This is a genomic window from Streptomyces diastaticus subsp. diastaticus (genome assembly GCF_011170125.1).
GTDB lineage: Bacteria > Actinomycetota > Actinomycetes > Streptomycetales > Streptomycetaceae > Streptomyces > Streptomyces diastaticus.
This window is the reverse complement of the sequence record NZ_BLLN01000005.1, coordinates 2,482,402-2,495,619: the sequence shown is the minus strand read 5'-3', so window position 1 is coordinate 2,495,619 and position 13,218 is coordinate 2,482,402. Positions and strand designations below refer to the sequence as shown.

Annotated in this window: 10 protein-coding genes; 4 read left to right on the top strand and 6 right to left on the bottom strand. The window is 74.3% G+C overall.

Annotation, left to right across the window (positions count from 1 at the left end):
• Positions 1 to 65: 65 nt before the first annotated feature.
• From Sdia_RS28025 to Sdia_RS28015, 3 genes are all read right to left on the bottom strand, one after another.
• Positions 66 to 1,907 carry an LCP family protein gene (locus Sdia_RS28025; protein WP_181843945.1) on the bottom strand — a complete coding sequence of 614 codons (1,842 nt, stop codon included), beginning with the start codon at positions 1,905 to 1,907 and terminating at the stop codon, positions 66 to 68.
• Between the two features lie 239 nt (positions 1,908 to 2,146).
• Complete coding sequence (locus Sdia_RS28020) at positions 2,147 to 3,472, bottom strand: LCP family protein (RefSeq protein WP_229831612.1); 1,326 nt, start codon at positions 3,470 to 3,472, stop codon at positions 2,147 to 2,149.
• 191 nt (positions 3,473 to 3,663) lie between these two features.
• Positions 3,664 to 4,416, bottom strand: coding sequence for a TIGR03089 family protein (locus tag Sdia_RS28015; protein WP_189500549.1), 753 nt, complete (start codon positions 4,414 to 4,416; stop codon positions 3,664 to 3,666).
• Between the two features lie 127 nt (positions 4,417 to 4,543).
• Between Sdia_RS28015 and Sdia_RS28010 the strand changes: the two genes are divergently transcribed.
• From Sdia_RS28010 to Sdia_RS28000, 3 genes are all read left to right on the top strand, one after another.
• Complete coding sequence (locus Sdia_RS28010; protein WP_164494978.1) at positions 4,544 to 5,998, top strand: peptidoglycan recognition protein family protein; 1,455 nt, start codon at positions 4,544 to 4,546, stop codon at positions 5,996 to 5,998.
• A 108-nt stretch (positions 5,999 to 6,106) separates the two neighbouring features.
• Complete coding sequence (gene manB / locus Sdia_RS28005) at positions 6,107 to 7,198, top strand: mannose-1-phosphate guanylyltransferase (RefSeq protein ID WP_115067907.1); 1,092 nt, start codon at positions 6,107 to 6,109, stop codon at positions 7,196 to 7,198.
• Between the two features lie 279 nt (positions 7,199 to 7,477).
• Entirely contained in the window at positions 7,478 to 8,530 is a 1,053-nt protein-coding gene (locus Sdia_RS28000) for a DNA-3-methyladenine glycosylase family protein (RefSeq protein ID WP_100456588.1), read from the top strand.
• Between the two features lie 345 nt (positions 8,531 to 8,875).
• Here the strand turns inward: Sdia_RS28000 and Sdia_RS27995 are convergent, their stop codons facing one another.
• From Sdia_RS27995 to Sdia_RS27985, 3 genes are read right to left on the bottom strand one after another with little or no spacing between them, the layout of a single operon-like run.
• Positions 8,876 to 10,177, bottom strand: coding sequence for a coenzyme F420-0:L-glutamate ligase (locus tag Sdia_RS27995; RefSeq protein ID WP_124287633.1), 1,302 nt, complete (start codon positions 10,175 to 10,177; stop codon positions 8,876 to 8,878).
• The gene (gene cofD / locus Sdia_RS27990) at positions 10,174 to 11,130 is read right to left on the bottom strand and encodes a 2-phospho-L-lactate transferase (RefSeq protein ID WP_100456584.1); all 957 of its coding nucleotides are present in this window, start codon (positions 11,128 to 11,130) and stop codon (positions 10,174 to 10,176) included. Before cofD ends, Sdia_RS27995 begins: the two co-directional genes overlap by 4 nt.
• Before the next feature lie 4 nt (positions 11,131 to 11,134).
• The gene (locus Sdia_RS27985; RefSeq protein WP_100456582.1) at positions 11,135 to 11,647 is read right to left on the bottom strand and encodes a cysteine dioxygenase; all 513 of its coding nucleotides are present in this window, start codon (positions 11,645 to 11,647) and stop codon (positions 11,135 to 11,137) included.
• Between the two features lie 904 nt (positions 11,648 to 12,551).
• Between Sdia_RS27985 and Sdia_RS27980 the strand changes: the two genes are divergently transcribed.
• Positions 12,552 to 12,815 (top strand): WhiB family transcriptional regulator, encoded by a 264-nt coding sequence (locus Sdia_RS27980; protein ID WP_003950432.1) that lies wholly within the window; start codon positions 12,552 to 12,554, stop codon positions 12,813 to 12,815.
• Positions 12,816 to 13,218: the final 403 nt, after the last annotated feature.

Here is a 13,218-nt window from a genome sequence, read left to right as displayed (position 1 = left end):
CTCGCACCGCACGCCCGAGAGCCGCCCCGGCCGTGGTGAGCGGCCGGGGCGGATGCGACGGTGGATCACTTGGCGCAGACGGTCTTGTCCGCGCTGACCTTCTTCACGTCCTTCGGGGCCTCCTTCGGGGCGACGAGCGGTATGCCCGCGCCCTTGAAGTCGCGGCCCAGTGTGAGCTTGACCGCCGGGAGCCCCTGGGAGTTGCTCACGGACTCGCCCGGCTTCAGCGCGGAGGCCGGCAGCCCCATCAGGTCGGCGAGCTTGCGGGCCTGCGGGGCCTCGTCCTCGCCGTACTCCACGGTGGTCTTCGCGAGTTCCCCGGGAGCGTTGCCCAACTGCGTGGACTTCAGGACACCCTGGGTGTTCTGGAGCCAGGTCAGCGTGGTCTGCGCCGAACCGGTGGCCGCCCCGCCGTTGTACACGTCGACCCGGACCTCGGAGGCGTCCGCGCGCTCACCCTTCAGCCGGGCCGCGACCGCCGCCTTCTCCTTCTTCTCCTTCTTCTTCACCGCCGTGAACGAGACGTCCTCGCGGACCATCTGGAAGACGGTCTGCGCCTTCCGCTCGTCGAGCACGACCGTCGCCTTGACCGTCTCGGCCGGGTTGTCGACCACCGGGATCGTGGTGAACGTCAGGTTCTTGGGGTCGAGCTTGCCCAACTCCATGCCGAGGTCGCGGAGTTTGGAGATGTCGGCCAGCGTCGAGTCGACGGTCAGCGCCTTGGTGCCCGCCTCCGCCAGGGAGAACATCTTCGTGGGGCTGGTCAGGGTGTCGTTCGAACTGAGCTTGCGCATCAGCGAACTGAGGAACTGCTGCTGGATCTCGATCCGGCTGAGGTCGCCGCCGAAGCCCACCGAGTGCCGGGTGCGGACGAAGGCCAGCGCCTCCTCACCCTCGATGGTGTGCGTGCCCTTGGACAGCTTCAGGTGCGAGTCCGGGTCGTCGATGTCCTTGGCGAGGCAGACCTCGACGCCGCCGACGGCCGTGCTCAGGGTCTTCACCGCGTTGAAGTCGGCCACCATGAAGTGGTCCATCTTTATGCCGGTCAGCTCGGTGACCGTCCGCATGGTGCAGCTCGGGGTGCGCTCGCTCTGGCCGAGGCTCTCGTTGAACTTGGTGTTCTGCTGGCCCGGGATGACCGTCTCGGTGCCGTCCTCCTGCTGCGTCGGGCAGTCCGGGATGTCCGTGATCAGGTCGCGCGGGATGCTGAGCGCGGTCGCGTTGCTGCGGTCCTTGGAGACGTGCAGGATGAACGTGGTGTCGGCGTGGCCGGGGCTGTCCTTGTCGCCGTACCCCTCGTTGCCCTCGCCGCTGCGCTTGTCCGTGCCGATCAGCAGGACGTTGATGGCCCGGTCCTTGCTGAAGCCGCCGGTCCCCGCGCCGTCGTCGGCGACCGAGTTGATGTTGTCCTTCAGATGCTCCAGATACGCGTAGGCCGACGCGGCCAGCGCCACCATCACGAAGGCCAGCACGCCGCCGGTCCACAGCAGGACCTTCTTCTTGCCGCCCTTCTTCTGCTTCTGGCCGCGCCCCATGCGCCCGCCCGCGCGCCGCGAAGCGGCCCGGCCCGGCGGCGGCCCGTCCTCGGCGCCCCGGCGCCTGCGCTGCCCGGGGACCGTCTCGCGGGACGGGCGCAACTCGGCGTCGTCCTCGCGCTCGCGGCCGCGGCCGGATTCGCGGTCCTGGGGCGGGGCGGGGCGGCGCGGGCGGTCCTCACCCGGGCCGCGCCGCGGGCGCTCACGGTCGGGAGCCTGGCGGGAGCGCGGGACGGAGCCCCGGCGCCCATTGCCCGGCGGTCGCCCATCGGAAGGGCTCAGTCGCAATTCGTAATCGCCGGTTTCCGGGTTGAGCACCCACTGGTCTGCGGGGTCGATATTCTCCGCCCGCCCACGGCCTTGCGCGTCCACGGTTGTCCGAATCCTCCGTCAGGGCCACGCGGCGCCTCGGGTCCCCTCCCCGCAAGGCGCTCATTCGGTCGGTCCGTCAGTCTCCGACGGCCTGTCGGGCGCGCCGGATCGCTCACACTATCCGGCCTCTTCGGCCCAAGGCGACGGCGGTGAGGCATTGCTTGTTGCTTACAAGTGGGCATTACGGCGCAATCCCGTGCGCTGTTCCACGGTATTGAGTGGTCTTTTACCCACAGGAATCATTCACAGGCGGAACGGGCCGCGCTATTACCGCTGAAGGTCGGATCAGGAACGGGCGTCGTACCCGCTTCCGGGGTGCCGGTGGGGGCCGGCGGGCCGCTCGGGGCGGCCCGGCCCGTGTCCGTGGGGCTGGGGGAGGGGGAGGGCGCCCCCGAGTCGCTCGGGCGAGGGGTGATGTGCACCGGTTCGTCCTCCCGCAGCAGGGTGAAGAGTTCACTGGCGGCGGGCTCCACCAACTGGTCACGATTGGGGTCTCCCGCGTACGCCTCGCGCGGAACGGTCAGGAACCGCACCTCTTTCGTGGGGATGTTCCGCATGGAGCGCACCAGGTCGTAGAGATCGATCAGCGAGGCGATGGCCGGGTCGGTGGTCAGCGAGGAGGTGGCCGCGTCCAGCAGCGGGTAGAGCTTGCCCGGGTTGAGCAGGACGCCGTTGCTCTGCACCTTGTCCACCAGCGCGCCGAGGAACTGCTGCTGGCGCTCCATCCGGTCGGTGTCACTGCCGTCGCCGAGGCTCTTGCGGGCCCGGACGTAGCCGAGCGACTGCTCGCCGTCGAGGGTGTGCTCGCCCGCCGGGAGCCGGACGTGGGCGTCCTTGTCGTCCATCGGCTGCTTGAGGCAGATCCGCACCCCGTCGACCGCGTCCACCATCCGCTTGAACCCCTGGAAGTCCACCACCATGTGGTGGTCCACCCTGATCCGCGTCATGCGCTCGACCGTACGGATGGTGCACGCCGTCCCGCCGTAGGAGTACGCGTAGTTGAACTGCGCCGTGCGCGCCGGGGCGCTGCGCCCGTCCGCGCGCCGGCAGGAGGGGATGTCCACCATCAGGTCGCGCGGTATCGACATGGCGGTCGCGTTGCGGCGGTCGGCCGCGAGGTGGAGCAGGATCACCGTGTCCGAACGCTGGCCCCGGGTGGAACCGTACTGGCCGTTGCCCTGCCCGGCACGGGTGTCGGAGCCGACCAGCAGGATGTTGAGCGCCCCCTGCTTCGAGGGGAGCGGCCGTTCCTTCTCGTGCCGCTCCAGTTCGGCGATCACGGCGTCGTCCCGCGTGATGTTGCCCTGGAGCCGGTCGTAGAGCGCCCACGCGCCGAACCCGGCGCCGAGCAGCGCCACCGCCGTCCCGGCCGCCGTCCACCGCACCCAGCGCCGTCGCAGGAACGGCCGGGGGACGGGCCCCTCGCGGCCCGGACGAGGGCCCCAGCGGGCGCCGCGGTCCCCAGGACCGCCCGGCCGGGGCGGCCCCGCCCCGCCGTACGCCTTTCCCTGCTCCCGTTCCCCGCCGTGCTCCGGGTCGCCGGGCGGGCCCGCGCGGTCCGTCACCTTCGGCCACCACCCTCCGTCTCGGTACGGCGTCCCCGAATGCCGGGCACCCCTCCCTCACGACGACACCACCCCCCGGCCCGCGGGGCGCGCGGGCCAGGGGGTGGTGTGGGCCGTACGGGTGAGCGGCGCGCGGCGCGGTGACGCGTGCCTGGTGCCCGAGCCGGGTGGAAGGGGAGGGCGGTGCCGGATCAGAGCAGGGTCAGCCCCACCCGTTCGTCGGCGACGCGGCGGGCCAGCCCCTCCTCGGAGAGCTGCCCGGTGTTGCGGCACAGCACGACCGAGCCGCCCGCGGCCAGCGGCGCGTACAGCCCGGCCGCGACCCCCTGCCAGTCGTCCCAGCCCAGCCCGGTCAGCACCCGGTCCCCGGGCCCGAGACCGAGACGGGCCGACTCGGCGCGGGCCTCCTCGACGACCTCGGCGCCGGTCAGCTCGCGGCCCGCCACCACCAGGGCCGGCTCGTCGGGCGACACCGGGGCGAAGGGCGTGAACCGGTCACCCTGTCCCGGTACCTCCACGGCGTAGTCGGCGAAGCCTTCGGGAGCGTGCGGGAACCGCCCGCCCAGGGGGCGCAGCGCCAGCGCGATCCGGTCGCCGGAACAGGCGCGGGCCGTCTCGACGCCGTCGGGCCCGCTCACCACCAGGTCGGCCGCGGCCGGGTCGCCGCCGATCTCGGCGGCCACGCCGGTCGAGTGGCAGGCCAGCAGCCACACGGCGGTCTGCCAGTGGGCCGGGAGCAGCAGGGCGAGCCGGTCGCCGGGCTCGGCGGAGAGGTCGCCCTGGAGCAGGTTGGCGGTCTTGGCCACCCAATTGGCGAAGGTGGCGACGGAGAGTTCGACGCGCTCGCCCGTCGCGTCGTCGTAGAAGGTCACGAGCGGGCGGGCCGGATCGGCGGCGAGCGCGGATCGCAGCAGGTCGGCGGGGGTGCGGTCGATGGCGTTCACGCGCGCAAGCGTACGCGGGGCGTGCCGTGCGGGTGTCGGGCGCCGGAGTGCGGAGCGCGGCGACACGCCGACGTACCGTCAAGTCACCCATGGACAGCTTTGGTCGGATATGCCAAAGATCATTTGTATGCGTGGATTCCTTGCTTCCTCGATCGGCGTGGCCTGCGCGGCCGCCCTGGCCCTGCCCGCCGCCCTGCCCTCCGGAGCCCTCGCCGCGCCCCCCGCCCACCCTCGGGCCGGCGCGGCCGACACCTCGACCGGGGGCGTCCCCATCGCGGACGCCACCCCCGCCCCGCCCTCCAGTGGGCGCGCCCTGCCCGCCGCCGACGGCGAACTGCCCGGCACCACCCAGTCGCTGCCGCTCCCCGACGCGCCCTCCGACCGCTCGGCCGCCCCCGGTGAGGACGCGCGGGAGCGGGCCCTGACTCCTCGTGAGGTCGAGCCGTTCTCCCTGCTCGGCGTGGTCTGGGACGACCCGGACGCCCACCTGGAGGGCCGGGTCCAGGTGCGGACCCGCTCCACCGTCACCGGTACCTGGTCGGACTGGCAGGAGCTGGAGACCCACCACGACGACCACGGAGCCGACCGCTCCACCCCGGAGGGGGCGGCCGGCCGGGGCGCCACCGCGCCGCTGTGGGTCGGGCGCTCCGACGCCGTCGAACTGCGGGTGACCTCCCGCGACGACCACCGCCACCAGGGGGGAGGCACCAGCGACACGCTCCCCGCGGGGCTGCGCCTGGACCTCGTCGACCCCGGCGACGCACCGCCCGCCGAGGAGGCGCCCCGCCCCGAGCCCACCCGGGCCGGCGCGGCCGGCGCCGAGAACGCAGCGCTCCCCGGGCCCCGGGCGGAACCGGCCGTGCTGCCGGAGCTGACCCGCGAGGAGACGCTCGCCGAGCTGGAGGCGGCCCGCACCGCGGGGGAGCCCGCCCCCGCCGCCCAGGCCGCCGCCGGCCCCGAGCAGCGCGCGCAGCCCTACGTGGGGCCGCGCCCGAAGATCGTCACCCGCAAGGGATGGGGCGCCGACGAGAGCCTGCGCGACAAGAGCTTCGCGTACACCGGCACGGTCAAGGCGGCCTTCGTGCACCACAGCGCCACCGGCAACAACTACACCTGTGCCGAGGCCCCCTCCGTCATCCGCGGTATCTACCGCTACCACACCAAGAGCAGCGGCTGGCGCGACCTCGGCTACAACTTCATGGTCGACAAGTGCGGCACCGTGTACGAGGGCCGGGCCGGCGGTGTCGACAAGGCCGTCCTCGGCGCCCACACACTCGGTTTCAACAGCAACAGCACGGGCATCGCCGTCCTGGGCAGCTTCAGCAGCGCCAAACCGCCCAAGGCGGCCGTCGACGCGGTGGCCAAGCTGACCGCCTGGAAACTCGGCCTGTCCGGCGCCAACCCCAAGGGAAAGGTGACGCTCACCTCGGGCGGCAGCAACCTCTACGCGAAGGGCAGGAAGGTGAGCCTGCACGTCATCTCCGGACACCGGGACGGCTACTCGACCGAATGCCCGGGCACCCGCCTCTACGGCCAGCTCGGTGCGGCACGTTCGGCCTCCGCCAAGCTCCAGGGGCGCTGACCGGCGCACACCGCGCGGGCCGCGGAATGGGGCGTGCCGCACCGGTCTGCATAGACTGGCCGGCCGAAAGACAGTTCGGCCGGCCCCGGCAGGAAGCAGAGACGCACAGTGACTCAGGCCCCAGAAGCGATCCTCCTGGTGGGCGGCAAGGGCACCCGGCTCCGGCCGCTCACGGTGCGCACGCCGAAGCCGATGGTGCCCGCCGCGGGCGTCCCCTTCCTCACCCACCAACTGGCCCGCGCCCGCGCCGCCGGTGTCGAACACGTGGTGATGGCCACCTCCTACCTCGCCGAGGTCTTCGAGCCGTACTTCGGCGACGGCTCGGCGCTCGGCCTCCACCTGGAGTACGTCACCGAGGAGGAGCCCCTCGGCACCGGCGGCGCCATCCGCAACGTCGCCCACCGGCTCCACTCCGGCCCCGACGACCCGGTCCTCATCTTCAACGGCGACATCCTCACCGGGCTCGACATCCCGGCGCTGGTCGCCACCCACCAGGACAGCGGCGCCGACGTCTCCCTCCACCTCAGCCGCGTCGAGGACCCGCGCGCCTTCGGCCTCGTCCCCACCGACGACTCCGGGCGCGTCCTCGCCTTCCTGGAGAAGCCGCAGACGCCGGAGGAGATCGTCACCGACCAGATCAACGCCGGGGCGTACGTCTTCCGCCGCTCCGTCATCGACACCATCCCCACCGGCCGGCCGGTCTCCGTGGAACGCGAGACCTTCCCCGGGCTGCTGGAGGGCGGCGCCCACCTCCAGGGCATGGTCGACTCCACCTACTGGCTCGACCTCGGCACCCCGCAGGCGTTCGTCCGCGGCTCGGCCGACCTGGTCCTCGGCCGGGCGCCCTCGCCCGCCGTCCCCGGGCGGCGCGGCGAGTCCCTCGTCCTCGACGGGGCACGGGTCGCCGCCGACGCGAAGCTCTCCGAGGGGACCGTCGTCGGGGCGGGCGCCTTCGTCGGCGCGGGGGCCAGGGTCGCCGGGTCCACCCTCCTGGACGGCGCGTACGTCGCCGAGGGCGCCGTCGTCACCGACTCCCTCATCGGCGTCGGGGCGCGGGTCGGGGCCCGCACCCAGGTCACCGGGGCCGTCGTCGGCGACGGGGCCGACGCCGGGGCGGACAACGAGCTCCGGGACGGGCTCCGCCTGTGGTGCGACGCCGTCCTGCCGGACGGCGCCGTCCGGTTCTCGCCCGACCAGTGAGGTGCTCCCCGCCGGGCCGGGCTTCCGCCGGGTGACCCCCCGGCGCCGGCCGGGCTGTTCTGCGACGTCGGCCGAGTGGCCGCCCCCGCGTCCCTGACGGGCTCGGCTCTCTTTCGGCGGTGGGGGCAGACCGTGCCCGGCCGCCGTCCTAGGGCAGCTGTGACCGGTGTCGCACGGCGACGCAACGGCCCCCGGCAGCAGGCCGGTCCAGGGCTGGGGGAGGGCGAAGGCGCCCCGTCTCCCGGCCCCCCGACGCCTCGCGCCAGTACGCTCTGGCGCATGGCAGGACGTTTCCCCCCGAGGCCCCGTGCCCCGTACGGCACGAGCGGGGGCACCCCCGGCCCCGACACCCGGCCCGACCCGACGGGCGCCCGGGCGTTCCGCGCGGCCACGCGGGCCACCGCCGCGGCCAGGCCCGAGGCGGTGGCCCGGTCCCGGAGCTGGACCCCGCCCTATCCGCTCGACCTCGGCCTGGTGCTGGGCGTGCTGCGCCGGGGTCCGGGTGACCCGGCGTTCCGGCTGACCGGGGACCGGGCGGTGTGGCGGGCCGGCCGCACCCCGCAGGGGACCGCGACGCTCAGGGTCGCGGTGCGGGCGGGCCGGGTGGAGGCGACCGCGTGGGGCGTGGGCGCCGACTGGTTCCTGGACCGGCTTCCGGAGCTGCTCGGCGCCGCCGACACCCCGGAGGCGTTCACCCCGCGGCACCGCCTGGTGGCCGACTCGGCCCGTCGCGCCCCGGGCCTCAGGCTGACCCGGACCGGCCTCGTGCTGGAGTCCCTGATCCCGTCGGTGCTGGAGCAGAAGGTCACCGCGGACGAGGCGTACCGCGCCTGGCGCCGCCTGCTGACCCGGCACGGCGAACCGGCGCCCGGCCCCGCCCCGGAGCGGATGGCCGTCATGCCCTCTCCCCGGGCCTGGGCGCTGATCCCGTCCTGGGAGTGGCACCGTGCCGGGGTCGACGACAAGCGGGCCGCCACCATCCTGCGCGCCGTCCGCCTCCACTCCCGGCTGGAGCGCGCCGCCGAGCTGACCCCCGAGAAGGCGGCGGCCCTGCTGGAGGCGGTCCCGGGCATCGGCCCGTGGACCTCCGCCGAGGTCGTCCAGCGCACCCACGGCGCCCCCGACGCGGTCACCACCGGCGACCTGCACCTGCCGGGCATCATCGGCTACGCCCTGACCGGTGACCGCACCACCGACGACGCGGCCATGCTGGAGCTGCTGGCCCCGTACGCGGGCCAGCGCCACCGGGCGGCCCGGCTGATCCTGCTGGCGGGCCGCGTCCCGCCGCGCCGGACGCCGAAGATGCCGTACAGCGACATCTCGCGGCTCTGAGCGCGGCGGGGCGGGGCGGAGGTGTCCTCCCCCGAGGGCTCCGCACCTCGCGCACCACGCCCGGCACGCACTCCCAGCCCCGGCCGAAGGCCCGGGCGGCTCCGCTACGAGGACCTCTCCGGGGAACCCCGGCCCGGTGCGCCGAGAGCGCACCGGCCACCGCGGCCGTCCCACAGGATGCGAAGAGACTCCCAGGGGGGCCTCACAGCCCCGCACGGCGCCCGGCGACGACTCCCGCCGCACCGGGCGGAAGCCCGAGTACGTCCGGTACGAGAGCTTCCGCCAGGCGTGCCGAGAGCACGCACCGGACACCGCGGCCACCGCGCAGGACGGGGAAGACGCCCCCTAGCGGACCGTCAGGAACGCCTCCGGGTCGCGGCCCGGCCGGGCCGCGGGCGGGGCGGCGGGGCGGCCGACGGCGACGGCGCCCATCGGGTCCCAGGCGTCCGGGAGCTCAAGCACCTCGCGGACCACCTCGCGGCAGAACATCGTGGAGGAGACCCAGGCCGAGCCGAGCTGTTCCCCGGCGAGCGCGACGAGGAAGTTCTGCACTCCGGCTCCGGCGGCGACCACGAACATCTCGCGTTCGGCGGCGGCCCGGCGCTCGTCCGGGTAGGTGTGCGAGCCGTCCATGACGAGGCAGGGGACGACCAGGTACGGGGCGTTGCGCAGCACGTCGCCGCGGCGGACCCGCTTGGCGATGGACTCCTCGCTCCTGCCGTCGCGACGCAGGTCGGCGATCCAGGCGTCGCGCATCGCGTCGAGCAGCCGGGTGCGGGCGGCGGCCGACTCCAGCAGCACGAACCGCCACGGCGTGGTGTGGTGCGGCGCGGGCGCGGTGACGGCGGCCGCGACGGCCCGGCGGACGGCGCCCGGATCGACCGGTTCGTCGGTGAAGGAGCGGACCGTCCGCCGCAGCGTGACGGCCTCGCGGACGGCCTCGGAGGTGCCCAGCCGGAACATGTCGTCGGCGGCGACGCGCACCAGTTGCCGCGCGCCCGCCTCCTCGTCGCCGACAAGTGTGCCGAGCCCGCTGACCACGGCGACGGGCAGCCCCTCGGACTTGCCCTTGACCAGGTCGCCGGCGGCGGCCAGTTCGTCGGCGAGAGCGGTCACGGTGGCGTGCAGCGGGTTGCCGTGGGTGTCGGTGCCGCCGCGCAGGTCGTCCAGGACACGGACCCCGGCGGAGCCGATCGCCACGTCGGTCAGGCCGTTGCGCCAAGGGCGTCCGAAGGTGTCGGTGACGAGCACGCCCACCTCCACGCCGAGCGCCTCGGCGAGCCCGGCGCGGATGGCGCGGGCCGAGGCGTCGGGGTCCTCGGGGAGGAGCAGCACCGTCCCGGCCGGGGTGTTGGAGGCGTCGACGCCGGCGGCGGCCATGACCAGGCCCTGCCGGTTCTCGACGATGCGCAGGGGGCCGCGCCGGGCGACGACCCGGACGGTCTCGGCGTCGATGGCGGCCTCGCGGGAGTCGGCGGCGAGCACCCGGCCCTCCGCCTTGGAGACGATCTTCGAGGTGACCAGGACGATGTCGCCGTCGGCCAGGGTGGGGGCGGCGGCCGCGATCAGCTCGGCGAGGTCGTCGCCCTCGCCGACCTCGGGGAGGCCGGGGACGGCCCGGACCTGGAAGGCGGGCGCGGCGCTCACGCGCGGACCTCCTCGGCCAGGGCGAGCGCCTCGCGGGCCATGGCGGCGGTGGCCTCCACGTCGGTCATCATCAGCGGCACCGCGCGGCACCGGATGCCCGCCGCCTCGACCTCGGCGACCGCCGCCGTGTCGGCACCGTCGACGAGCCAGCCGTCGAGCAGTCCCGAGCCGTAGTGCTCGGCGACGGCCGCCGCGGTGGTCTCGACGCCGATCGCGGAGAGCATCTTGTCGGCCATGCCGCGCACCGGGGCGCCGCCGACGATCGGGGAGAGGCCGACCACCGGCACACCCGCCTCCGCGATCGCCTCGCGGACGCCGGGCACCGCCAGGATGGTGCCGATGCTGACCACCGGGTTGGACGGCGGGAAGAGCACCACGTCGGCCTCGGCCAGCGCCTCCAGCACGCCGGGCGCGGGCTTGGACTGCTCCGCGCCGACGGGGACGACGGCCAGCGCGTCGACGGAGGCCCGCAGCCGCACCCAGTACTCCTGGAAGTGGACGGCGCGCCGCTCCCCGTCGAGGTCGACGGCGACGTGCGTCTCGACGCGGTCGTCGGTCATCGGCAGCAGCCGCACCCCGGGCCGCCACCGCTCGCAGAGCGCCTCGGTGACGGCGGAGAGCGGGTAGCCCGCGCCGAGCATCTGGGTGCGCACGATGTGCGTGGCGAAGTCCCGGTCGCCGAGGCCGAACCAGTCGGGTCCGACGCCGTACGCCTTCAGCTCGTCCTTCACCTGGAAGGTCTCGTCGGTCCGCCCCCAGCCCTGCTCCTCGTTGATGCCGCCGCCGAGGGTGTACATGACCGTGTCGAGGTCGGGACAGACCTTCAGCCCGAAGAGGTGGATGTCGTCACCGGTGTTGCCGATGACGGTGATGTCCGCGTCCGGGGCCGCCGCCTTGAGACCGCGAAGAAACCGGGCGCCGCCGATGCCGCCTGCCAGAACCACAATGCGCATGGCCTCAGTGTGTCAGGCGTGCCCGCTGCCCGGCCGGGGTGGTCGTGGCCCGCTCCAGGGTGCGCACCGGCATGCTCGTCAGCCCGGGGAAGTAGACGTGGAGGCTGACGGCGGGCTCCAGAGCGTCGTTGACCACCTCGTGGGCGTGGCCGGGCGCGATGACGCGGTGCCTGCCGGGGCACAGCACGTCGCGTCCGCCGGGCGTGTGTTCGGTGAGGGCCCCGACGAGGACGGCCATGACACCGGCCGACCGCCCGTGGTCGTGGCCCCCGCTGCCCTGCCCGGGCAGCCAGGAGAGCAGCCACACCTCGTACCCCGGTCCGGTGCGGAGCCGGTGGTACCAGCGGCTGGTCGGGTCGTACGCGACCAGCGGCGCCCAGCGCGCCCGGTCGGCGGCGACGGTCCGGGCGAGCCGCACGAACCCGGCGACGGTGCTCGGGTGTTCGGGGGCGGGCCGCAGCAGGTGCTGCACTTCCAGCAGGTCTCCGGCGATCTGGAGGTCGCTGTCCTGGTTCATGGCGCGGGGGTCCTCGGCGGGGAGAGGCGGGCGGTCGGCCGCCCGCCGGTGGGCGCGGGGGAGTGCGGAGGGAGGCCGACTGCCGGACGGCCGGGCGCGGGGTGGGCGGGGGCCGTCGCGTGCGTACCGAGCCGGGGTGCGGCGTACGGGTAGGCCGGTGCCACCGGGCCGTGGTGCGGCCGGGGGCGGACCGGTCGGTCCTCGTGCGGTACGGGGTGCTGCGCGGGGCGGCCCGCGGACGGGCGGCCGGTGCGGTCAGCGGCAGTCGGGGCCGGCGGGGCGACAGCCGGCGGCGGAGGGACAGAGGCTCCGCGGACAGGGCTCGCAGGAGTGGGCAGCGTTGATGGAGCCGACGGTGCGGGTCCAGGAAAGCGCCGAATTCGCGAGCATGCCCCACAGGAGACCGGCTGACACCCGCGATGTCAACTCATGGTCCGGATTGCGCCTTATCTTTCATCACATCCGGTTGACGGGCAGGGAGAAAGGTTTGTGCACCCGCCTCCCGGGACACACGGCGCACCAGGTCGAGCAGCGGGCCGACGGCCGCGAGCGCCGTTGCCTCCTCGTGACCGCGCTGTGATCAAGCTCGCTTCGGCGGTGCTCGTGCAACGCGGTTCCGGGGGGTGGCGTCCCCTTCGTGGGAAGGGGTCGGCGAACGGCCCGCGGAGGCCGTGCGGGGGTGGATTTCCGGCCCCCCGCCCCGCCGCGTGACGAAAAAGATACGGCTTTAGGACGATTTGTACACTTACCGCGAAGGCTTGGTTCCGCAGAGTGAATAAGGCGCTCAATAGCAGATCCCGGCTTGACTCGCCCGGATCGGCGCACCTGTAATTTCACTCGTGTCGCCCGGCCGGAACCGGTAACGACAGCATCACGGGGACATAAAGACAGACGAGGGGCGCTAATGACCGAGCTGTTCGAACAACTGCTGGTCGAGGAAGCGGACGAAGAACTCGGCTGGCAGGAGCGCGCACTCTGCGCCCAGACCGATCCCGAGTCCTTCTTCCCCGAGAAGGGCGGCTCCACCCGTGAGGCCAAGAAGGTCTGCCTCGCCTGTGAAGTCCGTTCGGAATGCCTCGAATACGCGCTCGCCAACGATGAACGCTTCGGAATCTGGGGCGGTTTGTCCGAGCGCGAGAGGCGGCGCCTGAAGAAGGCCGCCGTCTGACCCGGGCGCCAGCGCCCGGCCCGCTCCACGCGGGCCAGCACCACCGCACGACCCGTACGGCATCCGGCGCGTACGGCCGCAGGACCCGCACCACCCGCACGCCCGCGCACCCCGCACGAGCGCGCGTCCGCTCCACCGCACGACCCGTACGGCCCCGCGAGCCGCACGGCCCCGAGGCCCCGGCCCTGGCCGCCGCCCCACCCCGCACCACCCCCGCCCGCGCCGTCCCTCCGCGGGCAGGACGCCCCAGCGCCGTCCGGCACGACCGGCCACCCCGGCAGGCCCGCCCGACGGCCCCGGCTCCCGAGCGGAGCGCCCGTCCCAGCGCTCCGCCGCCCGCCGCCCCGATCCCGCACGGAGCCTCCCGGCCCCGCCGGTCTCGCGGTCCCGGGCCCGGCCGACG